Annotated in this window: 23 protein-coding genes and 2 pseudogenes; 12 read left to right on the forward strand and 13 right to left on the reverse strand. The window is 62.1% G+C overall.

Going from position 1 to position 26,430, the window contains the following annotated elements:
* Positions 1–75: 75 nt before the first annotated feature.
* Positions 76–1,296, reverse strand: coding sequence for a hypothetical protein (locus IVB42_RS39160; protein WP_240543387.1), 1,221 nt, complete (start codon positions 1,294–1,296; stop codon positions 76–78).
* A 591-nt stretch (positions 1,297–1,887) separates the two neighbouring features.
* Here IVB42_RS39160 and IVB42_RS39165 point away from each other — a divergent pair.
* Entirely contained in the window at positions 1,888–2,706 is an 819-nt protein-coding gene (locus IVB42_RS39165) for a methyltransferase domain-containing protein (protein WP_085352985.1), read from the forward strand.
* 411 nt (positions 2,707–3,117) lie between these two features.
* Here IVB42_RS39165 and IVB42_RS39170 read toward each other — a convergent pair whose 3' ends face one another.
* Positions 3,118–3,327 (reverse strand): DUF418 domain-containing protein, encoded by a 210-nt coding sequence (locus IVB42_RS39170; RefSeq protein WP_346659285.1) that lies wholly within the window; start codon positions 3,325–3,327, stop codon positions 3,118–3,120.
* Positions 3,228–4,313 carry a DUF418 domain-containing protein gene (locus IVB42_RS39175; RefSeq protein WP_247472120.1) on the reverse strand — a complete coding sequence of 362 codons (1,086 nt, stop codon included), beginning with the start codon at positions 4,311–4,313 and terminating at the stop codon, positions 3,228–3,230. Before IVB42_RS39175 ends, IVB42_RS39170 begins: the two co-directional genes overlap by 100 nt.
* Positions 4,314–4,433: 120 nt before the next feature.
* Between IVB42_RS39175 and IVB42_RS39180 the strand changes: the two genes are divergently transcribed.
* The 6 genes and pseudogenes from IVB42_RS39180 to IVB42_RS39200 all read left to right on the forward strand — a co-directional run bounded on the left by IVB42_RS39180 (position 4,434) and on the right by IVB42_RS39200 (position 7,681).
* Entirely contained in the window at positions 4,434–4,772 is a 339-nt protein-coding gene (locus tag IVB42_RS39180) for a hypothetical protein (protein WP_085352988.1), read from the forward strand.
* Between the two features lie 323 nt (positions 4,773–5,095).
* On the forward strand, positions 5,096–6,079 hold the full coding sequence (locus IVB42_RS39185; RefSeq protein WP_247392894.1) for a dienelactone hydrolase family protein: 984 nt from the start codon (positions 5,096–5,098) through the stop codon (positions 6,077–6,079).
* Between the two features lie 17 nt (positions 6,080–6,096).
* Positions 6,097–6,221, forward strand: a pseudogene (locus IVB42_RS42425) (GrlR family regulatory protein); the annotation flags it as partial.
* A gap of 201 nt (positions 6,222–6,422) precedes the next feature.
* Complete coding sequence (locus IVB42_RS39190) at positions 6,423–6,740, forward strand: metalloregulator ArsR/SmtB family transcription factor (RefSeq protein WP_018456332.1); 318 nt, start codon at positions 6,423–6,425, stop codon at positions 6,738–6,740.
* A complete protein-coding gene (locus tag IVB42_RS39195; RefSeq protein ID WP_204511026.1) occupies positions 6,737–7,222 on the forward strand; it encodes an SRPBCC family protein in 486 nt (161 codons plus the stop codon). Before IVB42_RS39190 ends, IVB42_RS39195 begins: the two co-directional genes overlap by 4 nt.
* A gap of 45 nt (positions 7,223–7,267) precedes the next feature.
* A complete protein-coding gene (locus tag IVB42_RS39200) occupies positions 7,268–7,681 on the forward strand; it encodes an MAPEG family protein (protein WP_204511027.1) in 414 nt (137 codons plus the stop codon).
* 104 nt (positions 7,682–7,785) lie between these two features.
* Here IVB42_RS39200 and IVB42_RS39205 read toward each other — a convergent pair whose 3' ends face one another.
* Positions 7,786–8,409 carry a class I SAM-dependent methyltransferase gene (locus IVB42_RS39205; RefSeq protein ID WP_247392893.1) on the reverse strand — a complete coding sequence of 208 codons (624 nt, stop codon included), beginning with the start codon at positions 8,407–8,409 and terminating at the stop codon, positions 7,786–7,788.
* Between the two features lie 17 nt (positions 8,410–8,426).
* Here IVB42_RS39205 and IVB42_RS39210 point away from each other — a divergent pair.
* Positions 8,427–8,581, forward strand: a pseudogene (locus IVB42_RS39210) (uridine phosphorylase); the annotation flags it as partial.
* A 1,051-nt stretch (positions 8,582–9,632) separates the two neighbouring features.
* Here the strand turns inward: IVB42_RS39210 and IVB42_RS39215 are convergent.
* Both IVB42_RS39215 and IVB42_RS39220 read right to left on the reverse strand, forming a co-directional pair.
* Positions 9,633–10,430 (reverse strand): helix-turn-helix transcriptional regulator, encoded by a 798-nt coding sequence (locus tag IVB42_RS39215; RefSeq protein ID WP_247395266.1) that lies wholly within the window; start codon positions 10,428–10,430, stop codon positions 9,633–9,635.
* A gap of 304 nt (positions 10,431–10,734) precedes the next feature.
* Entirely contained in the window at positions 10,735–11,013 is a 279-nt protein-coding gene (locus tag IVB42_RS39220) for a hypothetical protein (protein ID WP_247395265.1), read from the reverse strand.
* Between the two features lie 20 nt (positions 11,014–11,033).
* Between IVB42_RS39220 and IVB42_RS39225 the strand changes: the two genes are divergently transcribed.
* Positions 11,034–11,225: a hypothetical protein gene (locus IVB42_RS39225; protein ID WP_247395264.1), complete on the forward strand. Its 192-nt coding sequence runs from the start codon at positions 11,034–11,036 to the stop codon at positions 11,223–11,225.
* A 759-nt stretch (positions 11,226–11,984) separates the two neighbouring features.
* Here the strand turns inward: IVB42_RS39225 and IVB42_RS39230 are convergent.
* Positions 11,985–12,593, reverse strand: a complete 609-nt coding sequence (locus IVB42_RS39230) for a hypothetical protein (RefSeq protein ID WP_247395263.1) — start codon at positions 12,591–12,593, stop codon at positions 11,985–11,987.
* Here IVB42_RS39230 and IVB42_RS39235 point away from each other — a divergent pair.
* The gene (locus IVB42_RS39235; protein ID WP_247395262.1) at positions 12,580–14,733 is read left to right on the forward strand and encodes an autotransporter domain-containing protein; all 2,154 of its coding nucleotides are present in this window, start codon (positions 12,580–12,582) and stop codon (positions 14,731–14,733) included. The two genes, IVB42_RS39230 and IVB42_RS39235, sit on opposite strands and share 14 nt — an antisense overlap.
* A gap of 117 nt (positions 14,734–14,850) precedes the next feature.
* Here the strand turns inward: IVB42_RS39235 and IVB42_RS39240 are convergent, their stop codons facing one another.
* From IVB42_RS39240 to IVB42_RS39250, 3 genes are read right to left on the reverse strand one after another with little or no spacing between them, the layout of a single operon-like run.
* Entirely contained in the window at positions 14,851–15,468 is a 618-nt protein-coding gene (locus IVB42_RS39240; protein ID WP_018456341.1) for a hypothetical protein, read from the reverse strand.
* An 8-nt stretch (positions 15,469–15,476) separates the two neighbouring features.
* Complete coding sequence (locus tag IVB42_RS39245) at positions 15,477–16,001, reverse strand: (2Fe-2S)-binding protein (protein WP_018456342.1); 525 nt, start codon at positions 15,999–16,001, stop codon at positions 15,477–15,479.
* A complete protein-coding gene (locus tag IVB42_RS39250; protein ID WP_247472125.1) occupies positions 15,998–18,769 on the reverse strand; it encodes a molybdopterin cofactor-binding domain-containing protein in 2,772 nt (923 codons plus the stop codon). Before IVB42_RS39250 ends, IVB42_RS39245 begins: the two co-directional genes overlap by 4 nt.
* A gap of 231 nt (positions 18,770–19,000) precedes the next feature.
* On the opposite strand from IVB42_RS39250, the gene IVB42_RS39255 reads away from it, so the two are divergent.
* Entirely contained in the window at positions 19,001–20,608 is a 1,608-nt protein-coding gene (locus tag IVB42_RS39255) for a multicopper oxidase family protein (RefSeq protein WP_247395260.1), read from the forward strand.
* A gap of 19 nt (positions 20,609–20,627) precedes the next feature.
* On the opposite strand, the gene IVB42_RS39260 is transcribed toward IVB42_RS39255, so the two are convergent.
* Both IVB42_RS39260 and IVB42_RS39265 read right to left on the reverse strand, forming a co-directional pair.
* Positions 20,628–22,481: an autotransporter outer membrane beta-barrel domain-containing protein gene (locus tag IVB42_RS39260; protein ID WP_247395259.1), complete on the reverse strand. Its 1,854-nt coding sequence runs from the start codon at positions 22,479–22,481 to the stop codon at positions 20,628–20,630.
* Between the two features lie 30 nt (positions 22,482–22,511).
* Positions 22,512–23,468, reverse strand: coding sequence for a hypothetical protein (locus IVB42_RS39265; protein WP_247395258.1), 957 nt, complete (start codon positions 23,466–23,468; stop codon positions 22,512–22,514).
* A gap of 317 nt (positions 23,469–23,785) precedes the next feature.
* On the opposite strand from IVB42_RS39265, the gene IVB42_RS39270 reads away from it, so the two are divergent.
* Positions 23,786–25,408, forward strand: coding sequence for an ABC-F family ATP-binding cassette domain-containing protein (locus IVB42_RS39270; RefSeq protein WP_204511036.1), 1,623 nt, complete (start codon positions 23,786–23,788; stop codon positions 25,406–25,408).
* On the opposite strand, the gene IVB42_RS39275 is transcribed toward IVB42_RS39270, so the two are convergent.
* Entirely contained in the window at positions 25,405–26,400 is a 996-nt protein-coding gene (locus tag IVB42_RS39275; RefSeq protein WP_247395257.1) for a glycerophosphodiester phosphodiesterase family protein, read from the reverse strand. The genes IVB42_RS39270 and IVB42_RS39275 overlap by 4 nt on opposite strands.
* Positions 26,401–26,430 lie beyond the last annotated feature (30 nt).

Here is a 26,430-nt window from a genome sequence, read left to right on the forward strand (position 1 = left end):
GCAAGTGACCCCCAAGCGGACATATCGAAATCAGGACAGATCGAAACGGCCGAGACGAGAAGCACTGCGGCTCAGCTAGGGAAGTCCTTTTGTCATCGTAAAGGGATTGAACCCACGTTCCGCAAGGGCAGCCCACGAAGCTGCGCCAAGATGTGACAATCGGAAATAGTTTCGCGGCTTGGTCGGGTCGGTGTCCAACACGAACCCCGTCGGTAACGCGCGGACAGTCGTGGCATAGAACCCACCATCGGGCGACCTCTGGGATTCGATGACAGCGATCAGCGATTCTGCCCTCTTCGTCTTGCCGAGCAATTTCATCAAGAGAGCCATTTGGCTCGTACCTTCGGTCCACACACCGTCTCGGTCTTCACCGTAAGAAAAGCCTCCGCCGACACTCATTCGCTGTTCGGCGGTCGTCATTGCCGATGCAAATTTCCCGGCCGCTCCGTGAAGCGCTGTTAAAGGCCAGATCTGGGCATCCAGAGCCAAAATCGGATTATGCGTGACACCGTCTTCAGCGGTTCCTGCGGCGAAACAGACGCACCCCGGATCCCACATCGTATTTACAAAGTACTCGGCAACCGTTGCCTTATCGCGCCAGCGCGAATCGCCTGTGCGGATCGCAAGAAGGCCAAACGCGGCGGCGAGGTCAGTATTATGTTCAGTCGATTTCCACGTCCGCACTTCCGGCGTCGGTTCGTGCCCAAACGTACCTCCCGTGAAACCGCCAGTACCGCGCGTATCGGCCCATTGCGCGACCCAAGCGCCAAGCCGCGCTGCACCATCGCGAAACGGGGAGCCGGTGTTCACATCATCAATCGACAGCAACGCCAACATGGCCCATGCCATGTTACCAACATCGCTTCCCACCTGATATCGATCCTCCAACCATTCGTTCCGATTATTGTCCCACCAACCCGGAAGTTTGGCGGAGCCATTCGCCACCACACCCGCGGCGTAAGCGTTTCGGAGCCGTCCATCATGCCAGGTCCGGTCATTATCGACGGCCCAGAGGATCGCCGCGCCCATCCGACTTGCTTTGTCTCGCTCACCGCAACCGACCAACGCGATGACGGCCACCGCATTGTCATAGAGGTATGCGGCGCCATGGAGAGGCCCCGATTCCACGGTCGGATAGCTGGGCAAAAACAACGGCCCTGGCTGCGCCTTATCAATTTGACTAGCGAGGTACCCGCATGCAGACGCTTCCGGTGTTGCCAAAGCCCGTAGTGGAGCGGTGGCTAAAATGATTATGAAGGTCGTTACGATCCATACGAAGGTTTCTATTCGGGCCACTTGGCCGTTCTCCAGGGTGGACGATGATTCTATATACCCATCGGCGAAGTCTGGAAGTGGCCCCATCGCAATCGCGCTTGCGGTGCCCGCTCATGTCCGAAGTTGAGGGTAGACCGCCCGCCCTGACTGCCCACGGCCGAAACCGGCGCTATTGACCCACCGCGGAGTCCGACGCATCGAGCTCCCCCCGAGGGTGTGGACGGGTCGGGTTCCGATACTCGGAACTCATCGGGATCGCAACGGGATTCACATGCCTTAATGAAGCCGCGCACGACCGCTGCTTTAATTCGCGGTTCGGTAGCGAATTTGAGTAATGGGGGGCGATCATGCAGGACTTTCAAGCTGAGCTGGCCTCTCGGCTCAACGACCTCTATTGCCGGCTCTCAGAACTGGAAAATCTTCGACTTCAGATCGAAGATGCGGAGCGATGCCATCGGGCTGTGATTGCACCGCCGCCCCTCGCAACTATTTCGCCGTCAAGCTCGAAAAGAGCCTGCACTTCGCTGAGGGAGCGGACGCGCTTTTGACCACCCGTGGCGGACATCGCTGTGTTGAGCTATAAGCGAGCGAACGTCCTTTTGGCATCATCTGATGGAGCAGCAAGGTCAGTGGCAGGTCGCTGGTAGTGCGCCCGAAGTGTACGAACGGGAGTTGGTCCCGGCTGTGTTTGGGCCATGGGCCCCCGTCCTGATAGACCTCGCTCGGCCGAAGCTGGGCGAACGCGTAGTCGATATTGCTTGCGGCACTGGAATAGTGGCGCGCCTCGCGGCGGTGAAGGTGGGCCCTACCGGGATCGTGACGGGCATCGATCTCAATCCTGGCATGTTGAACGTGGCACGATCGCTCGGGATGGCCGATGACGCTGCCTCGGTTCAATGGCAGGAGGCCAGTGCAGACAAACTGCCGTCCGCTGACAGCGCGTTTGATATTGCGTACTGCCAACTCGGCCTCCAGTTCTTCGCCGACAGACCAGCTGCTTTGCGCGAAATGCGCAGAGTTCTATCTTCAAGGGGAAGGCTCGCCCTCATGGTGTGGTGCGGCATCGATCAAAGTCCCGGGTTTGAATCTTTAGCCAAAATACTGGAGCGCCACATCGGTCCAGCGGCGGCCACAATCATGCGAGCTCCATTTGGACTCGCCGATGCCGATGAGCTGAGCCGACTTGTCGCTGCTGCGAACTTTCAGGATATCACGGTTCAACGGAGGGTCGGTGCCATCGAGTTTCCATCCGTCGAACGATTTGTACCTAGCTATGTTGCGGGTTCGCCACTGGCCAGTCATGTATCGCAAGCAAGCGAGGTGGCTCGCGAACACCTGGCCGAAGATACCAAGTTGGAGTTGGGAAAATACGTGGGTAGTAGCGGGTTATCGTTCCCGATAGCGGCTCACCTACTCACCGCAACTGCTTGATACGTCCGCTGACGGCATGGCCCTTAGCGGACCGCTGGCCTAGCCGCGCGGCCCCCGAGGGAGTGGATGATCCGCCGGTTTGCACGGGAACTTTTGAGCACTTTTGCACTTATCAGTCCTGCCGCGATGGTCGCGCTGATCAAGCGCTCCATCGAACTCCTCCAAGCATCAGCTCCTAAAGTTCAAAGCCGAATGCCATCCGGTCGTCGACCTCCGAGCGATGCACCGTCCTGAGGGGAGTGAACTTCATCCATCCTTGCACGATGAGGCTTGAGCGGGGGGCTCATTTGGCGATGCCCGCTTCTGGCCCGTGGCTGACCTCAGCCCAGAGCGCGGCGATGTCCGCTTCGTGCAAGTGACCCGACCAAGGTTATGCTGGCTGAAGAGGGCAGCCTTTGACCCCTGGCAGACCTAGGCTGGGCGCTTGCTCGAGCTGGTCAGACGATCATGAGACATCGGCTGCAGTATGCCGTACATCAGTGTCCGCCATAACCATTCGACCGGGCCGTACCTGTACCGGTCTAACCACCAACCGCTGACAAATACCTGGCAGACGTAGACGAAAAGCCCGATAGCAGTGCTTCGGCCGCCCCGAGCTGCCCAAATAGCCCGAGGCCGTATCCGTAGAAAATCCAGCCAAAGATCATGGACTGAGCGAGGTAATTCGTGAATGCCATGCGCCCTAGCGGCGCAGCCCAGCCCAGCAATCGCTTGCCGTTCGCCAGATCGGCGACGGCGATGATCATTGCACCGTAGCCGAAAGCCAGCAGGATCGTGCCGGTGGGAGTGGCCAGTGCGCCGAGACCAACGCCCGCTACGACGCCGCTTACTCTTAGGAGGATCAAGACTGCGCCTAGCCCAGTACAGCTGATTGCTGTCAAGAACAGGAGTGGACGATCTCGCTTCCTCAAGGCATTGCTGCGCCAGACGAGGGCACCAATCGAAAATAGCCCTATCGTCCGCGGGAATACGTAGATGTGGAGAGGAACGATCACGGGGATTTCGCTGACCCGGAACGCCAGCACCTGCCCGAAGCTGCCCCCTGCATAGACCTGATTGGCTTCAAGCACATGGCGTTGCAACGAAGCCAAGCTGGGAAACAATCCAGGAGGGGACCACACCTTGATGGCCAAATACAGCGCCAAGAATGTCGCCGCGCCGCATGAAAGCAGCCAGCGGGGGCCAAACAGGAATGGTAGGACGACTAACCCTGCGATCGCATATTCGGTAAGAATGTCACCATTCCAGATCAGGAAAAGGTGAATCAGTCCAAACGTCAGCAAGGCGATCAGACGGCGAAACAACAGAAGCGCGCGATGCGGGTTCGTCGAGAGGTGCTCATATTGAATGGCAAGTCCAACTCCGAATAACAGTGAGTACAGGGCAAATGCCTTCATATCGACCGCGAGCATCAAGACTGTCTCGACCGCGCGGTCAAACGGAGGTGCCGGTCGCCCGGCGGGTAAGAACTGCTCGAAGATTGAGACGCGGAATTCAGTGACGACGTTAATAGCAAGGACGCCGAGCAACGCCAGGCCGCGAAGCACATCGATAGTTTCGATTGGGTTTACAGGGCCGGAGCGGCTCTCACAGCTTATGGCGACCATTGCACGAGCACTATAGGTTGGGGCAGGAGATTGGGCCAGTTCAGTTCTGGTATTGGCCTGCAGCGGACTTCGGTGCATCGGTACTAGAGAGCCTATGGTCGTGGATTCCGGGAGGAGAGCTTGAAGAACATTCAGATTATAGATCGCGCGGTCAACGCGACGTTCAGCTTGTTTCAAGCGACCGATGATGAGTTCGCTGCTATCTTTCCCGGCCCGGGCCAAGACATGGAGTTGATTGAGGACTTTACCGAACGCGCTGGGGAAGAGCAGGCTTTGCGAATATTGTCGCCCGTATGGGAGCGCCCCATTTTGAAGCGCGATGCGCAAGGTGTCCACGGGACGCTGTACTTCGAGTATGCCGACCGGAGGCAATCTCTTCCGGAATCTAAGAGAGAGGTCGATTGGCCCGATTCTTACGTTAATCTTGCGCAGCGCAAGCTGTTTGCCAGCAAACGTTAGGGCCTGTATCTGGCCCTGCGACTCGCGGCGATGTCGGCTTGTAACCCGTTGCAGACGTTCGGACGACCAGCCAGATTATAATTGTGAACAACGTCACAGAGCCGAAGCTTGCCTTTTGGCAAGCTCTACCTACGCTGCGCACATGTTGTTCGGGGCTGCGATGGGCGCGTTTCCCTGCGTTTTATTGGTCTTTTCATCTTGCTTGCTTGCGGCTCAGCGGGAGGCGGACCGACGTGCAAGCTGCGCGAGGCTGGTAGCGGCAGTCAATGCGGCACAGTTCGGCCAAGTTTGATCCGAGAGTTCGCTGGCGAATGGGGGCACTGATGGCCAAACTGTATTGGATCTGTGCTGCCGTACTCGGCTGCTTGATGTCGCCTGTGCAAGCTGCCGGTGTTCAGCTTCTGGATACCGATCCAAATCTGGCTGGCGCTATATGGTACCCTTGCGCAGCAGCGGCGCAACGAGTGCCCCTCGGCAAACTCACTGTCCAATTCATTGAAACGATTGAAGGTACGAAGGACTGTCCCGTCACAGGAACGAACTTGCCACTCGTGATCGTCTCGCACGGACGCGGCGGTTGGTTCGGACAACACGATGACACGGTGCAGGCCCTGGCAAACGCTGGATTTGTCGTCGCCTCGATCAACCTTCCGGGTGACAATGGAAACGATTCCTCGCAACGAGACAGCCTTTCCATTCTGGCAACCCGGCCCGCCAGCATTATCCGATTGCTTGATTTCATCTTGAATGACTGGAAAGACCGGGCTGCGATTGATTCCTCCAGGATCGGCTTCTTTGGGTTTTCGCTCGGCGCCTATACCGGATTGGTGTTGGCGGGCGGCAATCCCGATCTCCGGAGATTTGCGCTCTACTGCTCGGACGCGAACCGAACGCGGGCATGCGAGCAACTCCGTAGCGGCGACATACCAAGCAGCTTGCCTCACGAACCTCGTATCCGAGCCGCAGTGCTCGCCGATACGGCAATTAACTTTGCCTTTCCCGCCGACCGCTTGGCAGACATCACAATCCCGCTGCTGATCTGGCGATCAGAGTTTGGCGGCGCAGGCGTAGACCCGAAAAACTCAGCGCTCGTTGCTCAGTCGCTGCCCGGCAAAAAGGAAGTGCGCGTGGTGCCTGCCGGTCATTTTGCTTTCCTGTCGCCATGCACAGCAGAGTTCGCGGAGAAGCTTCCTCGCTTCTGTACTGACCCGCCGGGTTTCGACAGGACGGCATTCCATCGCGAGTTCAACGCCAGCATCATCAATTTCTTTCGAGAGACTCTCGTTCGCCAGGGCGAGAGCCGTTAGCAGCCGATCTATGCGCGATGGACGGCCGCATCCTGGGCGGCGATGCGTTCTTCTACTATCTCGCGGCGAGCTCGAAGGCATCGCACTCGCCGGGAAGCGCAGCCTGCGATTGGCGGCATCGCTCAAGCTGATGAGGCGGGCCCAGAACGGTTACTCAGAGATCTCGGATGTCTGCCGAGAGGGTAACGCAGGCCTGACGTGCGACCGCGGCGAGGTCGGCAAGTGAGCCCAAGCTGACGTCTGGCCCAATATCAGCACGTTTGACGAGATCATTAGTTTATGCTTATCATTAGTTATGGCTAATGATAGATCCGCTACCGTAACGGCAACCCTTCGGCGAAGCATGGCTAAAGACAGCGTGCAACTGGCCGCTCTGGGCGATTCGACCCGCAGACGAATATTCGCATTGCTGGGCGCGCGGCCGCGCACTGTCGTTGAACTCACCCGTGAACTGACTGTCTCCCAGTCAGCCGTCTCTCAGCATCTGAAGGTGCTGCGCGAATCTCATTTGGTTCGTGCCGAGCCGAAGGGAGCCAGCAACATTTATCACATCGATCCAGCGGGGCTCAGCCAGATGCGCGCCTGGCTTGACCGGTTCTGGAGCAGCACACTGGCTGCGTACAAAGTGGCCGTAGAAAAATCAGTGGAGGACCAGAAATGAGCATCCGTGTATCGGCGGCACCCATCAAACAATCGATCGTGGTTGAGGCGCCTATCGAGCGCGCGTTTAAGGTCTTTACGGAAGACTTCGGCAGCTTCAAACCACGCGAGCACAATCTGCTCTCCGTGCCCATCGCAGAGACCGTGTTCGAGCCCCGGGTCGGCGGTCACATCTATGATCGAGGTGTCGACGGCAGCGAATGCCGCTGGGCGCGTGTGTTGGCTTTTGAGCCGCCGAATCGCGTGCTTCTAAGCTGGGACATCAGCCCGCGCTGGCAAATCGAAACCGATCCAGACAAGACCAGTGAATGGGAGGTGCGGTTCATTGCCGAGACGCCAAGCCGGACTCGATTGGAACTTGAGCACCGTCACCTCGAACGTCATGGCCAAGGTTGGGAAGGCGTGAGCGAAGGCGTTGAAGGCGATCAGGGTTGGCCGCTCTACCTGAAACGGTTCGCCGAGCGGATAGCCCGCGAGGCTTGATATCCGCGTAACCTATGCGACGTGATCGCATTTGCGGAGGTCCTTATGACAGCCTACTGGCTTAGCATTGTCGGGGTGCTTGCCCTTTGCCTCCTGTCAATTTTGCTGGCGGTCTATTCAGGATTCTCCAAAGGCAGGGCCGGGGCACTCTCCGGACCTGTCTTGCCGTTGGATGACGATAACCTGCTGTACCGGATCGATCGCGTCCACATGAACGCAGTGGAGGCGCTGCCGCCTTTTGTCGTCCCGACAGTCCTGGCTACGTTGGCAGGGGTAAGACCCGTCACGCTTGCAACGCTTGTATGGGTCTATGTCGCAATTCGTCTGATCCACGTTGCGGTCTATTTGCGCGGCGGTAACGCGGCCAAAGGCGGCAGCGTCAGAACCATTCTCTATGTTTCAGGTGCCCTCGTAACGGTCATCCTCATTGTCGTAACCGCCCTGGCAGCCATCCACTAGGGTATCAACGCTGGCCGCCTGACGACAGCGGCTTTTGGCCCGAAGCGAGCGATCTGTGCAATTCGCAAGTTGTGGCCCTGCAGACGTGGGCTGCAGCGTGAAATTCAGCATGATCTGATGAAGCTGCTGAACTGGAAATTCTGTACCGATTGCCACGGCGTCGCGTGCTTATGACGCCGATGATCCGTCAATGTGAAGCCGGCGCCGAGCAGTGCGGTGATGCTGTCAGCGGTGTGACGTGTCACGAGCAAGCCGCTGCATTTCTCCGGACCATCGATTGCGAATGTGCCGATGATGACATGACCGCCAATTTTTACGGTTCTTCGGACGCACGCGACATAAGCCGCTTGTTCTTCCGGCGCGGTGAGAAAATGGAACGCTGCACGGTCGTGCCAGATGTCATAATGGCGCGCTGGCTGCCATGTCGTCACATCGGCGACGATCCAATGCACGGCGTCGCCAGCGGCACCGAGCCGTGCACGCGAGGCCGCGAGCGCCGCGTCGGACAGATCAAGGACGGTCAGATCTGCATATCCAGCCGCCAGCAGCGCATCGACCAGCCGAGCCGCCCCACCGCCGATGTCAACAATCGGTGAGGTAAGCTCTGCGGCGGCCAGTGCGATCAATTCGAGCGAAGGCGACGGGCTCTCCTGGAACCAGCTTAACTCGCGTTCGCCCTTGCTCTCGTATACGTTCTCCCAATGGGCCGCCCGGCCTGAAATCGTCATGAAACCCGATCCCTTCCATGCTGACCCCGCCAATACTCGACCGCAAGCATTACTCCATCCCTTCAGTGTTCTCGCCCTCGGCGCTCCTGCGTGAAGCGCGGCGACAGCGCGGCCTGCCACGGCAGGATGTCCGGAGGTCTGCATTCTAGACCCGGACGGCGATCTCGTCAGGTGACCCAAGGCGGACCATGACCTGCAAATTCCGAGCTCGCGATCACTTCTAAGATTGCTTCGTTGAGCCGGTTTCCCACGCTACCGGCCCAAGTTGATTAAGAAGTGGCCCAAATTCGTTCCTGTATCTGGAACTGAGTATCTGGTTTAGAGTCTCGTGATCGCCGCCCGGTCCTTGGCTTTTATCGGTGACAGAGAGTCCTGCACGCTCCCGCCTTTGACAATCGCGGTGAGCTATGTGTGAGAAATGTGACGAGATCGACCAGCGCATTGCGCGGTACAAGTACATAGCATCACGTATCACCGACCGAATTACGCTCGATGGCATAACTGAATTAATCGAAGCTGCGCCTGCCAAGAAGGCCGCTTTCCATTGCAAACCCGAGCAACAGTGAGGCCGCGTTGAACCTAAACGCCGGCGGTCCGACCAATGTCTACTGGAGGATTGCGGTTTCCAGTTCCAACGTGGCGCCACTGAGCATTATTGGGCTTGGTGGCGTTTTCGTTTAGGGGGAATTTCGAAACTCAGAGCGGCCTATTTCGACCTCGATAGGGGCGCTGGCCTGTTTCCCACCTCAGTGGCCCGGTTTGATTTTAGCCCCGTCCTGCCTTTCTTTGTCGCAATCGCTCAGCTTGTCCAAGGCATCAGTGGCTTAACCCACATATAGGGCGTAGACTCAGCCGATCACCGCCCCGCCATCGGCATCTATCGGTGACTGAGAGTATCGCGCTCCCGCCTCCTACCCGGAGAGCACCATGCGCACCAAAGCCGTACAACCCAAATTGTCGTTGCAGAATAGGCTTATGCTCGAGGCCAACCGCCTCGAGGGCGATGCAAACAGGCTGCCCCATGGCCCCCTTCGGGAAGCCATGATCCGCGCAGCGGGACTAACCGAAAGTGCGCATCGAATCGAGAATTGGATGTCCTCGGCAAGTCTACGAGCGCCAACGTGACCAACGATCGCTGTCGTATTCGTCTTCCTGCATCTCAGCGAGGTCCGAGACGAGCCAGAAGGGGAAGGGCATCCAGGGCAGCCCTGCGGCTTCAGCCGTTATCGCAGCCCGCCGAGCCACAGCGCGGCGAGGGACTGGCGACTGCGCACGGCGAACTTGGCGTAGATCGACTTGACGTGGAAATGCGTGGTGTTCGGACTTTGCTCGAGCTTCTGCGCGATCTGCCTTTCCGTGTCCCCGGCGAGCAGTCCGAGCAACACGCGGCGTTCAGCGGGTGTGAGGGGCGCGTTGGCGATGAGCAGTCCGTGGCTGAGCAATTGTTGACGGTGAAACCATCTCAAGGCGCGCATCACGAAGCCCAGACGCTGGCCGTCCTGTGCCGTAAAGCGGGGTTGCTGCGCATCACGAAATACGAACAGGCGAATCCTGAAATCGTCATTGAGCGCAATGCGCACGGAGATGCTGTCGGCGAAGCCGACGTCCAGATAGTGGCGCCGATAGTGCTTGCCCTTGAACCATTCCGGCGGCAGCGTTTCGAACAGCAGGCGGACGGGGAACCGCTCGTCGCCCGACATTGACAAGATCTGGGACAGGTCGACGTCGTCGGACCAGAGCGTATCGTACTGCTTCTGCACGGATGCCGCCACCGCCGGTATCGGGTCCAGCACCCTGACGAGACGCGGACGCCAGCCGAGCAGGGGATCGGTCCGCTTCGGCGAAGGCAATCGCACGACCACGCCCCACAGCACATTGCGTGCCGACAACATGGTGCGCAGTGCGGACAGCAGGTGGGTCAGCGCAGCGTCACTGTCGGCGACCGAGAAGTCGGCCAGCTGATCCCAGAGCGCATAGACGTCTTGATTTAGCGGATCGATGGGATCCGTGGAGAGATGCATGTCATTTCCAGATTGCGCAGGTCGCCGAGCTCAGAGGCGACCCCAGAGGCCTCCGACCTGCGCGAGCATACATAAAGTACAGCGAACCACCTTTCCAGGTAGTTCTCAGATGCACAAAATGGCGCGATATCGGCCCGGTTACCGGGAATACAGATTCTCTCAGCGTAACGACATTGGGAGATCGACGATGCGTACAACGACGGGCGCGCGCCGGCCTAAAAGGCCTGGCGAAGGCCGGACGGAGAGGCGACGGCGGCGCGGTTTTTTCCTCGCCCTGTCATCCGCGGTGCTGCTGATTACACTCTCAGCCTTTGCGCAGCAGCCACCGGCAAGGGTGTCGATCCGCCCCGGGCGTTAGCGTTCCCTGATCAAGCCGCTTTTGCACGCGTTTCCGTCGCTCTCGGAAGTTGATTGGCATGGAAATCTCATGATCCGGCCAGCCTGCCGGGTTTCTGATCGGCTCGTCGAGCCAGAAGAGCACGGCATCGTCGCTTTCATCATCTCGGTACTGCATGCGTCGCGGCGCCGCCTGGCGAGCCGCGTCATACGCCAATGTGAGCATTTGCTCGGAAACGAAGCCCAAAAAACGTCCGGAGAACAAGAATGGTGACGAGCAGAGCGACGCAAACAAAATTGGCGGCCCGATCCCATGCCCACAATGAAACGGGCTGGCTGCTGGCAGTCGCCGCCGCATTCCTCATCGTGCACGCCGCCGCCTGGACCATCTGCGGACATGTTTCGAGCAACGAGGGCGCGCATTTCCAACCTGAGCCGATATGCCTGTCGTGCGATTGACGGCGCTCCTGGATTGCAAACCGATCCGCGGAGTCGATGCGCCGGCTCAGAAAGCACAGCGAACCACCTTTCTAGGTAGTTCTCAGACCCCTCGGGTGGCGCGATATTCGGCACGGTGACTGGGAAAACGGATTCTCTCTGCGTAACGACATAGTTGAGCGGGCCTCCGCAGAACTTAAGCGCGTGCAGAACACGTTGCCGATATACCACCCCGCCTCGCAATCGTCGCGCCGTGACGATTGTTTGCCGCTTTCAAGGATCCAGCCATGGAACGCTTTTCTGTTTCGCGCTCCCGTCGCGAGACATTTCCTGTCGTCGACACGGCAAACACGAGCGTTTCTGGAGTTACGTCATGAAGGTCAAGCTCGGTTCGACGACGCGGCTGCAAAACAGCAGCAGCATTCACAACAAGATGTCAGGTGGGGCAATGTCGGGCTTTGGACAGTTTTCGAACGGAGGGGCCGCGCTGCTGGCTTTGGCATCAACCGGATTGGTCGGGATCGCGGTCCCGGCGTTGGGACAGGATGCGACCTGGCTGGCCAACCCTGGCACTGCCGACTACAACACCGCCGCAAACTGGGCCCCGGCGACGGTGCCAGTCGGCACCGCATTGTTTGGCAGCTCGAACACGACCGCGCTGACGCTCTCGGCCGACACCACGGTCGGCGGCTGGACCTTCAGTCCAGGCGCCTCGAACTATGTTCTCGACAACCACAACTTCCTTCAAACTCTCACTTTCAGCGGTGCCGGCATCAGCGTTCAGGGCGGCAGCGCCACGATCACCAACAGCGGCTTCCGGAGCTCCATCGCTTTCAACGGCAGCAGCTCGGCGGGCGACGCCACCATCACTAACACTGCAAACGGCATCACGATCGGTTTCAACGACAGCAGCACAGCCGGCAGCGCCACCATCACCAACAGCTTCAGCAGCACCATCAGTTTCGCTAACAGCAGCACGGCCGGGAGTGCCACGATCATCAACCGCAATGGCTCGCTCGTTTTCAGCGACGGCAGCTCGGCGGGCAGCGCCGCCATCACCAGCATCGTCGGCGGTTCCGTTGCCTTCAATGGCACCAGCTCGGCGGCCAGCGCCACGATCAACGGGGCAGCCGGTAGCGTCGTCATTTTCCGCAACAGCAGCACGGCCGGCAGCGCAGCCATCAGCGCTAGCGGGGTACTGCACTTCCGCGACAGCAGCACGGCCGGCAGCGCCGGCATCACCAATAGCAATCTACTGCAATTCCGCGACACCAGCACCGCCGGCAGCGCCATCATCGCCAGCAGCAACGGCCTTACATTTGCCATGAGCAGCACGGCGGGCAACGCAACTATCGCTATCAGTGCCGGGTCATTGGTGTTCTCGAACACCAGCACCGCCGGCAGCGCCGCCATTACCAACGGTGGCGGGTTCGACTTCCTGGACGCCAGCACCGCCGGCAGCGCCACCATCATCAACAACAACGGGCTGCAATTCGCTGACACCAGCACAGGCGGCAGCGCCACCATCATCAACAACGGCAGCCTGGAATTCGCTAACTTCGCGACGGGCGGCAACGCCGCCATCACCAACGGCGCTTCGAGCGCTACGGATTTCAGCGACTCGACAGGGCCCAACAATGATCACAAGCTCAGCGCCGGCTCGATCAATGGCGCCGGGCTCTTCAGCCTTGGTCAGAACGAATTGACGGTCGGCGGCAACAACCTCTCCACCAACGTCACCGGTGTCATTGCAGACGGTGGCGCTGTCGGCGGCACCGGCGCCTCACTCGTCAAGGTTGGTACCGGCACGATGACGCTGTCCGCTATCAACACATACACCGGCGCGACCACCGTGAACGGCGGCACGCTGGCGGTCAACGGCGATATCACCTCGGCAAGCGGCGTCATCGTCAACGCCGGCGGCACGCTCGGCGGCATCGGCACGGTCGGCAACACCAACGTCAACGGCGGCACACTGGCGCCTGGCAATTCGATCGGCACGCTGACGGTCAGCGGCAGCCTGACGATGACGGCGGCATCGACCTATCTGGTGCAGATATCGGGCGCATCGAGCGACATGACGGTTGTGACCGGCATCGCCAACCTCGCGGGCAAGGTCACGGTCGATCCGCTGGCGCGCATCAGCGCAACCACCACCTACACCATCATGATCGCGGGCACCGTCAACGGCACCTTCGACACGGCGGGCGTTCTCGCCGGCAACAGTTTCGCCCGCAATGCGCGGGTGAGTTATGTCGGCAACGAGGTCTTTCTGACGGTCGATCCCGGCCTGCTGTCGCCGAACCTGCCCGCCAACGCCAATATCAACCAGAAGAACGTCGCGGCCGGAATCGACAATGCGCTGTTGGCCGGCGCCAACATGCCGGCGGGCTTCAACGCGCTGTTCGCTCTGACCGGCTCCGGTCTCGCCAACGCCCTGACGCAGGTCTCCGGCGAAACCGCGACCGGGTCGCAGCAGTCCACCTTCAATGCGATGAACCAGTTCATGGGGGTGATGACCGATCCGTTCATCGCCGGACGCGGTGACGGTGCAACCGCCGGCGGCAACGCAACCGGTCACGCCGACGAGCAAGCGCTGGCCTATGCCGCGAGGAAGCGCAGCCCGAACGACGCGCTGGCGGCGATCTATACCAAGGCACCAGCTGCGGTGCCGTTCCAGCAGCGCTGGAGCGTGTGGGCGGCCGGCTTCGGCGGCTCGCAGAAAACCGACGGCAACTCGATCGCCGGCTCGAACAACACCAGCAGCAGCCTCTATGGCACCGCTGTCGGCGCCGACTATCGCATCTCGCGCGACACGCTGGTCGGCTTTGCACTTGCCGGCGGCGGCACCAATTTCAGCGTCGTCAACGGCGGCGGCGGACGCTCCGACCTGTTCCAGGCCGGCGCCTTCGTGCGCCACACGGTGGGCGCGGCTTATCTCTCCGGCGCGCTGGCCTATGGTTGGCAGGACATCACCACCGATCGCACCATCACCATCGCCGGCATCGATCGCCTGCGCGCGCAGTTCAATGCCAATGCCTGGTCCGGCCGTGTCGAGAGCGGCTACCGCTTCGTGGTGCCCGTGATCGGCGGGATTGGCTTCACGCCGTATGCGGCAGGCCAGTTCACCACCTTCGACCTGCCGGCCTATGCGGAAGGTGTCGTCTCGGGCGCCAACACCTTTGCACTCGCTTATAATGCGAAGAGCGTGACCGACACGCGCAGCGAACTCGGCGTCCGCGCCGACAAATCCTTTGCCATGCAGAGCGCGATGCTGACGCTGCGCGGCCGCGTGGCCTGGGCGCATGATTTCAATCCCGACCGCGGCATCGGTGCGACGTTCCAGACGCTGCCGGGCGCCAGCTTCTTCGTCAACGGCGCGGCGCAGGCTTCCGACTCCGCGCTGGTCACGGCATCCGCCGAAACCAGATGGATGAACGGCTGGTCGACCGCCGCGACATTCGAAGGCGAGTTCTCCAGCGTGACGCGCAGCTACGCCGGCAAGGGCGTGGTGCGATATGCGTGGTGAACCCCTCGGGTGGCAGCGGTGCCGTTGGAAACGATCAAGCAGTGCCATGACTTGATGACGCTCGGCGTGAACTACAAGTTCGACTGAACTCCGTTCGCGGGACGGACCGCTTCGACGTCACGGCGCCGGGCAGGCCGCTCCGGTCTTCACCCAGGCCTCGACCAGCGCGCCGGCCTGCTGTTGCGTGCCCGGCACGGGCGAGCGGCCGAAGCCGGGCTTCCAGGCCCAGCCGACGAGGGTGTCCTTGCCGATATGGTCGATCAGGTCTTCCACCTTGCGCCCGCCATTGCGCGCGGGATCCCTGATCTGCTCGCAGATCTCGCCGACGGTCTTGCCCTCCCAGGCCATCTCGCGCGGGGCGAGATGCCATTCGGGATGGCCGGGTATGCGGCCGGGCTCGAAATTGGCCTTCTGGTGGCAGGTGTTGCAGCGCATCGCCTCGAGCCCGTGGCCGTCAGCGCCGCGCGTCACCGGCGGCTGATGCAGGCGGGCATTGTCGCCCTGGTGCGGCCTGTCGCCGGCCGGATGGCAATTGGTGCAACGCGGATGCGTCAGCACCTTGCCGAGCTCGGTGAAGATTGCGGCCGAGCGCTTCTCTGTGTCGCCGATCGAGGCAAAGCTCTCGGGCGAGGCGAGGGCGTGACCTGCCGTCTCCGACGCCGCGTAGCCTGCACCGAAACTGCCGGCGAGGGCGGCGACCACGGCAATCATCTTGAACCGCACGTCGGAGATCATGATGCGCGTCACTTGGTGGCCATGAGGTAGCGCTTCGAGTCGGCGAGGATCACGTCGCGCACCGCCTCGTGATATTTGACGTAGCCGGTGCAGCGACAGAGATGACCGTCGAGCGCATCCGCGATGGTCTGCTCCAGCGCCTCGCGCGCGACCGGTGTCCGCGACAGGCGCTCCAGCAGGACCTGGCCCTCATTGAGGAAGCCGGCGGTGCAATAGCCGCACTGAAAGGCGAAATGCTCGATGAAGGCCTTTTGCAGGGTCGAGAGCTCGCCGTCCCGCGCGTGCCCCTCGACGGTGCGGATCGACTTGCCGTCGAAATTCACGGCCGGCGCGACGCAGGTCGGGCTGGTGGTGCTGGTGCCGTCGGGCGCATCGATGATGACGGCGCAGCTCAGGCATTGCGCGGCGCCGCAGCCGAACTTGGTGCCGGTCATGCCCAGCATCTCGCGCAGAAAATCGTTCATCGAGAGATCGTCGCGGACGTCCATCGGGCCGTGCTTCTGGCCGTTGATGGTGAGGCTGAGGGTCGTCACGCGAGCACTCCCTTCAATAGGCTTGCGGTGACCGGCAGCGCACGGAAGCGATGGCCGGTGGCGTCGTGGATGGCGTTGATCAGCGCCGGCACGATCGGGATCATCACGACCTCCGCCATGCCCTTCGGCGCTTCGTCTGGTACTAGCGGCTTCAGCATCTCGATCTCGAGATCGCGGAGCGGCAGGTCGGAGCCGCGTGCGACCAGATAGCGCCCGAGATTCCATTCGCCGTTGCCGGGGCCGCCCTCGAACGGTGGGAGGGTTTCGAGCAGCGCGTAGCCGACGCCCATGGCGAAGCCGCCCTGGGCCTGGCCCATCACGACCTCGGGCACGAGCGCGGTGCCGCATTCGAACACACTGTAGGCCTTGGCGATGCGCAAGCTCCCGGTTGCGCGCTCGATCTCGACGCGGACGACCGTCCCGCACATCGAGGTGTAGGCGGTGCCAATCCGGTTGTTGTCGGTCGGCGGAAACTTGACGCTGGTGCGGTTGATCCGCTCGAACTTGCCGTTGCCTTTGCGGATCGCCAGCGCATCGATCTCGGCGCGGTATTGCTCGCCGGACACCGGGAAGCGTGCCCGCGACCACGCCCAGCGCGAGAAGCTGTGCGCAACCGCACCGGTGACGAAGCCGCGCGCGTGAGCTGTTGCGGCCAGTACCGGCAGCGCCAGCGGTTCGAGGCCGGGCATGGTGAGCTGGCCGTTCTGCCAGCTTGCGGCGTCCCATTGCCCCGCGCGCCGATCGGTCTTTGCGACGCGCCACAGCTCAAGCGCCGCGGGCCACAGGCCGAAGCGGAAAATCACGCGGGCGGCTTCCGCGGCCGAATGCGTGCCGACATGCGCGCCGATCGAGGAGCTCGTCGGCGAGCTGATCGCGGGCACCCAGCGCGGATTTTTCTCCGCGGCGTCCTGGGTCTTCTGGTCCATGGTGGAGGGATCGCCTGATGTGACCAGCCCGAGCATGTCATAGCTGTCGACGCGAGCGACCGAGACCTCGTCGGCGATGGCGCCGAGATGGCCGGCGACCCGGTTGGCCAGCGCCGTCCCGATGCCGTTGCCCATCTCGACGTGATCGCAATAGATGACGATCCTGCCGTCGGGGGCGAGCTCAACGCGTCCGAGCGAGCCGTCCGCACCGGAGCCATAGTCTTTCGTCACGCAGGCAACGCCGGTGCCGACCAGCCGATCCGACGAGGTCTGCTTGAACTGTGCCCGCTGCTGCCAGATCTGGTGCTTCTCGAGCTTGTCGAGGATTTCGGGCGTGCGCACCGAGACGATGTAGGAATTGCCCGTCATGGTCCGACCGTTCTGCGGCAGCGCGTTACGCCGCCGGAATTCGATCGGATCGCGCTTGAGCTCGGAGGCGGCTTCGTCGATCAGGACCTCCAGCGCCGTCATGGCTTGCAGGATGCCGTAGCCCCGCATCGAGCCTGCGCTCACGCCGCGCGAGTGCACCGCGACGGTCCTGACGTCGACCTTCGGAATGTCGTAGATGCCGATCGCGCCGGTGGCTGCGACGCCGGCGACGCTGGCCGAGAAATGGGCGAGCCCGCCGCCGTCGAGCACGTGATCGGCAGCGAACCCCTTGATCTTGCCGGTCGCGCGATCGATGCCGATGCGCGAGCGCATCTTGATCGCGTGGCGTTTGATGCCGGCCTGAAACTGCTGGTAACGGTCATGCGCCAGCCGCACCGGCTTGCCGGGAAAGCAGACCGCCGCGAGCGCCACATACAGAATGAAAGGCGTGTGATCGCGGCCACCAAAGCCGCCGCCGACATGGGCGAACTGCGCGTTGATGTGTGCCGGCTTGTAGGGCGCGCGGGCCTTGCCGAAGAGATGCGCGATCGACTCCGCCGCTTCGTAGGGCGACTGGACGCCGAGCAGCAGTTCGAGATTGCCGCCCTTGCCGTCGTACCAGGCGAGCCCGCATTCCGGCTCCAGGAACATCGGGTCGACCGATTGCGTCTCGAACTCGCGGTCGAGCACCAGCATGGATGGGTCATCCGCTGCAAGCTCGGCGCGGATCTGCTCGCCATATTTCGCCGCCTTGGCGTAATCCGCCGGCGTGTCCTTCGCGAGCGGCGACCACACCGGTAGCGCCGCGCTCTGCACCTTCTTGGGCGAGACCCAGCCGGCCTGGAGCGGCGAATAGACGTCCGGTTGGTCAGGCGAGGGACCTGCCACGCGGGTGAAGCGGAAGGCCCCGTAATCGGGCACCACGACAGGCCCGGTCTCCTCGCCGAATTGGACGAACGTGCCGTCGCGGAGCGCGAGACGCGCCTGGTCGAAGGCATCGAACTTTTCGAAGATCAAAAGCGCGACCGGCTGCCCGAGATAAAGCGGCGTCTTGCCGATCGGACAGAACAGGTCGCCCGCATAGAATTCCGGCACCTGCGTCCCGATCCGATCGAGATCGGCGGCTGTCACTACCACCGACGGCTTGAGCGCGCCGCCGAGGCGGCCGAGGTCCAGCCCGGTATAGACATGCGTGGCGTCATTGGCGCGGACCAGGATGGCGTGCGAGGTGGCTTGCGGCCAGCCCGGCAGGTCGTTGGCGCGGAAGTCGGACGCGTAAAGCTTCGCACCGGTGACCTTGGCGACGCCGTCGACACGGCCGGCGCCCGTTGTCGCGGGATTGAACTTGCCGCGTCCAGGCAGCGTTTCGTGCGCTGCGAAGGGAACGCCCGCCGCGGACGCCAGATGTGACAGGCTGACCGAGATGCCTCCCGCCGATAACCACTTCACGAACTCACGTCGCGAAGGCGTCATGATCAGATCCTTGGACAGAGTTTCAAGAACATCGGGATGCTGGCAGCATTCGATGTACGCAGGCCACGGACCAGCGCGAGCGCCGAATCCGTTACGATTCATTGACGATAGAACGGGCGAGGAGGTTTACAACCAATGAATGTGATACGCTACGGCTCGAATTGCGGTTTCGAGCTTGCTTTAAAATCGAATCGAACGGAAGACCGTCAGGCAACAGGGGGCGAAACGCAAATGCAGCACGATTCGAACGGTGCAGCTTCAGTCACCAGCGTGACAGGGACTAGGACATTGTCGCGCCGCCAGTTGCTCGATTGCGGTCTCAAAGCCGGCGCGTTGTCGCTGTTCGCAGGTGCCGCGAACGCCCAGCACGCCGTGCACGACCATGCTGGCATGTCCCACACCGCGGACATGTCGCCGACCATGGGGATGGTCGCTGAAACGCCCGTTCCTGCCATGGACCAGGCGCTGGTCGAGCCCGAGGTGCGGCGGTCCGTCAATGGCGTGCTGAGCACGACGTTGCGGGTCGGCTACGCCTATCGCCAGATCGGCGGCGTCCGGCTCTATGTCAGATCCTATGACGGCGGCAGCCCCGGCCCGACCTTGCGCATGAAGCCCGGCGAAACCCTGCGCATCAAGATGATCAACGATCTGCCGCCGAACCGCGACGGATTGCCGGCCGACATCAGCCATCCGCACCAGTTCAACAACACCAATTTCCATTTCCACGGCGCGCATACCAGCCCGAGCGGGATTTCCGACAACGTCATGCGCTCGATGGCGCCGGGCCGCAGCTACAACATCGAAATCGCCCTGCCGGCCGACCACACCAGGGGCACCTACTGGTATCACCCGCATCACCACGGCAGCGCCGACATCCAGATGTCCTCCGGCATGGTCGGCGCCATCGTCATCGAGGGCGATTTCGCCGACGTCCCCGAGATCGCGACAGCCCGCGAACGCCTCATGGTGCTGACCCAGGTGGTCTACGATGCCAACGGCATGGTCGAAAATTTCGAGACGCTGTTTCCCGAGACTGCGACGCGCTTTCTCGCCATCAACGGCCAGCGCCGGCCAATGATCGAGATGCGGCCCGGCGAGGTGCAGCGTTGGCGCATCCTCAACGCGGCCTATCAGGACGACATGCTGCTCGACCTCGAAAAGCACGATCTGCATGCGATCGCCTATGACGGCATCCAGCTCGGTGCCATGCAGCCGCTCAAGCAGGTCCTGATCGCGCCGGGGCAGCGCGCCGATATTCTGGTGAAAGCAGGCAGCCCCGGCACCTACGCCTTCAACGCGGCGCCCTACGACCAGGGGCATCCTTCGCCGGTGGGGCCTCTGGCGCGGGTCGTGGTGTCAGGCGCGCCGATGGACATGCAACTGCCGCGCGCCCTGCCACCAGCGCCGCTCGCGACTATCAAGGACTCCGAGATCACCAACCGCCGCAAGGTGGTGCTGTCGGCCACCGCGCCGGAGGCCGATGCCGCCGGCCATTGGCAGGAATTCGAGTTCTTCGTCGACGGCAAGAAGTTCGACCCCGGCCGCATCGATCAGCGGGTCAAGCTGGGCGCGGTCGAGGAGTGGACCATCGTCAATACGCATGAGCATGACGACCACGTCTTCCACATCCACACCAACCCGTTCCAGGTGATCTCGGCCAACGGCAAGGCGCTGGCGGTGCCGGAATGGCGGGATTCCGTGATCGTGGAGCGCAAGGGCGGCGTGGTCGTGTTCCGCTCGCGCTTTATCGATTTCACCGGTGTCTACATGCTCCACTGCCACATGATGAACCACGAGGAGATGGGCATGATGCAGACGGTCGAGGTCTACAAGCCGTAAGCTTCTGGGAGGACGCCTCTCACCAGGCGTATCTGACCACGCCCTTGCCGGCGTAGGAGCGCGTGACCTCGGAGAACTCGCCCTCGAAGGTGCCTGCCGCAGACCAGCCGTTCATCCATTTCATTTCGAGGGACGCCGTCGTCAGCGCGGACTCGCTGGCCTGCCTTGCGCCGTTGACGGTGAAGCTGGCGCCGGGCAGCGCCTGGAAGGCGGAGTTGATGGCGTGATCCGGGTTGAAGTCGTGCGCCCAGGCCGCACGGCCGCGCAAGGTGAGGATCGCGTTCGGCATCGCCCAGGATCTGTCGGCGCGGATGCCGAGTTCGCTCCTGCTGTCCGTGACGCTCTTGGAGCCATAGGCTAGCGCAAAGGTGTTGGTGCCGGAGACGACGGACTCGGCATAGGCAGGCAGGTCGAACGTTGTGAACTGCCCGGCCGCATAGGGCGTGAGGCCGATGCCGCCGATCCACGGCGTCACGAAGTGGTAGCCGCCTTCGAGGCGACCCGAATAGGCATTCGCGTTGAACCCTGCGCGCAAACGATCGACGCCGGCAATCGTCACGGTGCGGTCGGTGGTGACGTCCTGCCAGCCATAGGCCAGCGCGCCCGAGACATAGGCCGCGCCGATGGTGTGACGCACGAAGGCGCCGGCCTGGAATAGGTCGGAGCGACCGCTGCCGCCATTGACGACGCTGAAACTGGTGCCGCCACCAGCGAGCGCAAAGCCTGCGACGGTGTTGGGTGAAAGGATATAGTCGGCACCGGCCGCCATGCCGAAGATGCGGCTGGTGCTGGTGTTGGAGCCTGCCGCGAGGTTGCCATCGGTGGTTTGCGCGCCGCCGAAGCCGGCCGCCCACACGCTCCAGCGCGGATCGTAATTGCTCCGCAGCGGCGCCTTGCTGTAGATCGCAGCATAAGCGTCGCGCTCGTTCTTGCTGCGCGGCTTGCCTGACGAGGCGTAGGCGTTGGCGGCAACATTATCCTCGGCATAGGCCGGCGCATGGACGCCGTCGCCGCGTCCGGGCGTGAACGGATCGGTCATGATGCTCATGAACTGGGTCATGGCGTTGAAAGTGGTCTGCTGCGACCCCGTCGCGGTCTCGCCCGAGGCCTGGGTCAGGCCGGCCGGTGTCAGCCCGCTATAGACCAGCGGAATGCCGCCATTGGTGTTGAAGTAGCCGACGATGGCATTGCCGACCCCGTTCTGGTTGCCAGTCAAACTGCCGCCTGGCGGGACGAAGTTCAGGACCAGGTTCAGATAGGCGTGGGTGGGATCATAGCTCAGCGTCGTATGGAAGTTCGTCGGCAGGTTGGTCTCGACCACCGATCCGAAGGTGCCGCTGACGCTGCCTGCTGTGAGGATCGTGTACTGCTTGGCGACGTAGCTGCCATTCGCGTAGGTCGCGTTCACCGTGGCGCCGCCGAGCGTGGCCGAACCCGTCACGCCGATGAAGCTCGAAGTCGTCGGATTGATCTGCACCATGTAGATGGCGCCGGACTGAAGGGCGAGACTGCCGGTTACGTTCAGCGACGTGCCTGCGGCGCCGTTGCCCGCCGCCAGGGTGCCGCCGGTGTTGATAACCGTATTGCCGACGGTGCCGACGCCCGACAGCGTGGCGCCGCTGCTGACGGCGGTCAGCACCGACGATGCGATCGAGCCGTTCACCACAAGCTCGCCTGCGTTGACAGTCGTGCCGCCGGTGTAGGTGTTGGTGCCCGACAGTGTCAGCGTGCCGGTGCCCTGCTTGGAGACCAATCCGCTGCCGCCGATGGCGCTGCCAAAGGTGACCGCATCCGAGCGGTTGAAAATTAGCGCCGCGTTGTTGGTGATGTTGCCGAGGACCGAGCCGGTGGTGCCGCCATCGCCGATCTGCAAGGTTCCTGCGGAAATCGTGGTGCCGCCAGCCTAGGTGTTTGTGCCCGACAGCGTCAGCATGCCGGTGCCGGTCTTGACCAGCGCACCGCCGATTCCTTCGATCGTACCAGCAACTGTGGTCGACTGGTTGTTGCCGCCAACCGTGATCGTTTTCGTGCCAAAGTTGAACGTGCCCGTGCCACTGATCGAGCCGGCAGTCGTCCCCGCGGATGTTAGGGTCGAGAAATCAACGACACCGCCCGCAAAAGTCCTCAGAGTTGCATTGCCGCCACTGCTCGTGTCGAAAAACTGGACCAATTGCAGGGTGACATCGGCGCTGCTGGCTGTGCTGTTATTGAAGAATTGCAGAACGCCACTGCCGTTGAATGCGGCGCTGCCGGCGCTGCTCGCGTTGCTGAACGTGGCGGTGCTGTTCACCAAGATCCTTGCAGTGCCGGCTGAGCTGGTGTCCTTGAACACCACAGCGGGGCTGCCGCTGAAGGCGTTGATTTGCGCGTTCCCGGCCGTGCTAGAATTGTTGAAATAGATCCTGTTGGCAGCGCCACCGCCGCCTAAGCTAATGCGGGAATTACCGGCCGTGCTGGTGTCGTAAAAGTTGACGCTGCCGCCGTTCTGGATGTCAAATTGAGTTGCAGGAGCAACTCCTGCGCCGGCCGTGCTGCTGTTGTAGAAATTCAGAGCATTTGTGTCGTTGCGTATAAAGGCTTGGCCGCCCTGGGCATTGATACCAGCGTCGATGAAGGAAAGAGACCGGCTATTGGTGAAGTGGTAAGTCGACGCTCCGCTGTTGAAGGTCCAGCCGCCGAAGCTGGCGTCGGCCGAGAATGAAACTGCCGTCGTGCTGGAGGTGCCAAAGAACGCGGTGCCAGTTGGCACCACGGCCGGGCTCCAATTGGCGGCGGTGTTGAAGTCGCCCGTGCCTGGGCTGGTCGACCAGGTCGAATCTGCGGCCTGCGCCGCCGCCGTACCGGCCAGCGTCGCCGCCAAGGCAGTCGAAGCCAGCCACGCTGCCCGCTTGGTTGAAATCCGCCGAAATCCCGACACTTGCCCACCTGACGTCTTGTTGACTGCCAGGCCATTGGCGGCACGACATGGCGACGCTATCGGAGTGGAACCCCTGGAACAATGAACCGTTGTTCGCAGCCGAGGCCATTGCTGGCGGCGTGCGTCATTTCAGCCACAGGCAGCAACTTCGGCGTGCGGCCAAGGTCTCTCCGAGCAGACAACACGGGCTCGGCCGGGCTTCCCCTGGCGGCCTGCATGGCCTATGACGCTGCAACGCAACAATCCCCCAAAAAGACCTCATGATCCGCCTCGACAACGTCAGCAAGCAAGCCGGCCACCAGATCCTGTTCATCGAAGCGTCCGCCGCCCTCAACAAGGGCGAGAAGATCGGGCTCGTCGGCCCGAACGGCGCGGGCAAGACCACGCTGTTCCGGATGATCGCCGGCGAGGAACTGCCCGATGAGGGGCAGGTCTCGACCGATCGCGGCATCACCATCGGCTATTTCAACCAGGATGTCGGCGAGATGGCCGGCCGCAGCGCCGTGGCCGAGGTCATGGACGGGGCGGGACCGGTGAGTGCGGTGGCCGCCGAGCTGCGCGAGCTCGAGACCGCGATGGCCGATCCCGACAAGGCCGACCAGATGGACGAGATCATCGCGCGGTACGGCGAGGTGCAGCACGCGTTCGAGGAGCTCGACGGCTACGCGCTCGACGGCCGTGCGCGCGAGGCGCTATCCGGCCTCGGCTTCAGCCAGGAGATGATGGACGGCGACGTCGGAAAACTCTCCGGCGGCTGGAAGATGCGCGTGGCGCTGGCGCGTATTCTCTTGATGCGTCCCGACGTCATGCTGCTCGACGAACCCAGCAACCATCTCGATCTAGAAAGCCTGATCTGGCTGGAGAAGTTCTTGCACGATTACGAAGGCACCCTGCTGATGACCTCGCACGATCGCGAGTTCATCAACCGCGTGATCTCGAAAGTGGTCGAGATCGATTCCGGCTCGCTTACGACCTACGCCGGCAATTACGAATTCTACGAGCAGCAGCGGGCGTTGAGCGAGAAGCAGCAACAGGCGCAGTTCGAGCGCCAGCAGGCCATGCTCGCCAAGGAGATCAAATTCATCGAGCGGTTCAAGGCGCGCGCATCTCATGCGGCGCAGGTTCAGAGCCGGGTGAAGAAGCTCGACAAGATCGAGCGGGTGGAGCCGCCGCGCCGCCGCCAGACGGTGGCGTTCGACTTCCCACCGGCGCCGCGCTCGGGCGAGGACGTCGTTGCGCTCAAAAAGGTCTTCAAGGGCTACGGCAGCAAGCGGATCTATGACGGGCTCGATTTCATGATCCGCCGCAGGGAGCGCTGGTGCGTGATGGGCGTCAACGGCGCCGGCAAATCGACGCTACTCAAGCTCGTCGCCGGTGCGAGCGAGCCGGACGAGGGCACCGTTGCAGTCGGCGGCAGCGTCAAAATGGGCTATTTCGCGCAGCACGCGATGGATTTGCTCGACGGCGAGCAGACGGTGTTCGAGTCACTCGAATATGCGTTTCCGACCGCGGGGCAGGGCTCGTTGCGGGCGCTCGCAGGCTGCTTCGGCTTCTCCGGCGACGACGTCGAGAAGCGCTGCCGCGTGCTCTCGGGCGGCGAGAAGGCGCGCCTGGTGATGGCCAAGATGCTGTTCGATCCCCCGAACTTCCTGGTGCTGGACGAGCCGACCAACCATCTCGACCTCGCCACCAAGGAGATGCTGATCACGGCGCTGTCGGATTTCGAGGGCACCATGCTGTTCGTCTCGCATGACCGGCATTTTCTCAGCGTCCTGTCGAACCGCGTGCTGGAGCTGACGCCCGAAGGCATCCACCAGTTCGGCGGCGGCTACACCGAATATGTCGCGCGCACTGGGCAGGAAGCGCCGGGATTGCGGAGCTAGTTCTTGCTCTTTCCCTTGCTCTTGCCCGCGATCGTGGCGATCGCCTTGATCTCGTTGGTCCAGATCCCGCCGGAATAGCCTAGCGGGAGCCGGGCGAAGAGCTCGGGCGTATCGATGCCGGTGGAGAACTCGCCTCCACTGTAGGGACCGAGCACGAACACTGCGCTGTTCGCGCCGTCCATGCGCGCGAGGAAGCGGTCAGGCCAGCCCCATAGAAAGGGCGCGATATTGATCGGCACCAGCACCATCGCGTTCCGACAGGCTGCCGGCACCACGCCGGTCCAGCCGTAGCCGATATAGCCGATCAGGCAGCTTCGGATTGCCGCGCGCGAGATCGTGCGAACTTCCGGGGTAAGGCGACGGATCACGTCAATGGGCTCGTCGCCGCCATAGACCATGATCGTCCGGCGGCGGTCGTCCGGCAGCGCGTTCAACACCGTTGCAAGTTTCTCGCCTTCGTGCGCGTCGCGGCTCTTCACGTTGATGAGGAGCTTCTTGTCAGGGAAGGCGGCGAACACCTCCGACAATGTCGGCATCATCCCGATGCCTTTGCCGCGAAACGGAAACGTCTTGCCGCCGTCGGCGGTATAACCATAGCCGATGTCGAGCAGCTTCAGCCTCGCCATGCTTTGTTCGCGCGTCACGCCGTGGCCGTCAGTGCGGCAATCGAGCTTCCAGTCGTGGAAGACGGCAAACTCGCCGTCGGTGGTCGGGTGGACGTCGAGCTCGACCACATCCGCGCCGGCCTCGAAGCTTGCCCGCATCGAGCGAACAGTGTTCTCCAGATAGTCGTGTGTCGGCGGCAACATTTGCGCGGCGGTGCAGGTGTCGTTCTTCACATCGCGCTCATCGAAGCGCTGCGCCATGCCGCGATGGGCAAGCAGCACCGGCTTGCCGTCACGATGAGGCGCCAGCAGACTCGTGTTGTTGACGTAGACGCCCGCGGCGACGGCGATCACGGCAGCCGTCGCGACTCTCAGTTTCGTGCCCACCGATTCCCCCAATTCCGTGATCACCGTCGG

The sequence above is a fragment of the Bradyrhizobium sp. 45 genome (assembly GCF_023073155.1).
GTDB classification, from domain to species: domain Bacteria; phylum Pseudomonadota; class Alphaproteobacteria; order Rhizobiales; family Xanthobacteraceae; genus Bradyrhizobium; species Bradyrhizobium canariense_D.

What these genes read in the sequence shown, in the direction of transcription:
- IVB42_RS39165 (WP_085352985.1), top strand. Translation starts at nt 1,888, where the DNA reads ATGGAGCAGCAAGGTCAGTGGCAGGTCGCTGGTAGTGCGCCCGAAGTG.
- IVB42_RS39175 (WP_247472120.1), bottom strand. Translation starts at nt 4,313, where the DNA reads ATGGTCGCCATAAGCTGTGAGAGCCGCTCCGGCCCTGTAAACCCAATC.
- IVB42_RS39185 (WP_247392894.1), top strand. Translation starts at nt 5,096, where the DNA reads ATGGCCAAACTGTATTGGATCTGTGCTGCCGTACTCGGCTGCTTGATG.
- IVB42_RS39190 (WP_018456332.1), top strand. Translation starts at nt 6,423, where the DNA reads ATGGCTAAAGACAGCGTGCAACTGGCCGCTCTGGGCGATTCGACCCGC.
- IVB42_RS39195 (WP_204511026.1), top strand. Translation starts at nt 6,737, where the DNA reads ATGAGCATCCGTGTATCGGCGGCACCCATCAAACAATCGATCGTGGTT.
- IVB42_RS39200 (WP_204511027.1), top strand. Translation starts at nt 7,268, where the DNA reads ATGACAGCCTACTGGCTTAGCATTGTCGGGGTGCTTGCCCTTTGCCTC.
- IVB42_RS39205 (WP_247392893.1), bottom strand. Translation starts at nt 8,409, where the DNA reads ATGACGATTTCAGGCCGGGCGGCCCATTGGGAGAACGTATACGAGAGC.
- IVB42_RS39215 (WP_247395266.1), bottom strand. Translation starts at nt 10,430, where the DNA reads ATGCATCTCTCCACGGATCCCATCGATCCGCTAAATCAAGACGTCTAT.
- IVB42_RS39225 (WP_247395264.1), top strand. Translation starts at nt 11,034, where the DNA reads ATGGTGACGAGCAGAGCGACGCAAACAAAATTGGCGGCCCGATCCCAT.
- IVB42_RS39240 (WP_018456341.1), bottom strand. Translation starts at nt 15,468, where the DNA reads ATGATCTCCGACGTGCGGTTCAAGATGATTGCCGTGGTCGCCGCCCTC.
- IVB42_RS39250 (WP_247472125.1), bottom strand. Translation starts at nt 18,769, where the DNA reads ATGACGCCTTCGCGACGTGAGTTCGTGAAGTGGTTATCGGCGGGAGGC.
- IVB42_RS39255 (WP_247395260.1), top strand. Translation starts at nt 19,001, where the DNA reads ATGCAGCACGATTCGAACGGTGCAGCTTCAGTCACCAGCGTGACAGGG.
- IVB42_RS39270 (WP_204511036.1), top strand. Translation starts at nt 23,786, where the DNA reads ATGATCCGCCTCGACAACGTCAGCAAGCAAGCCGGCCACCAGATCCTG.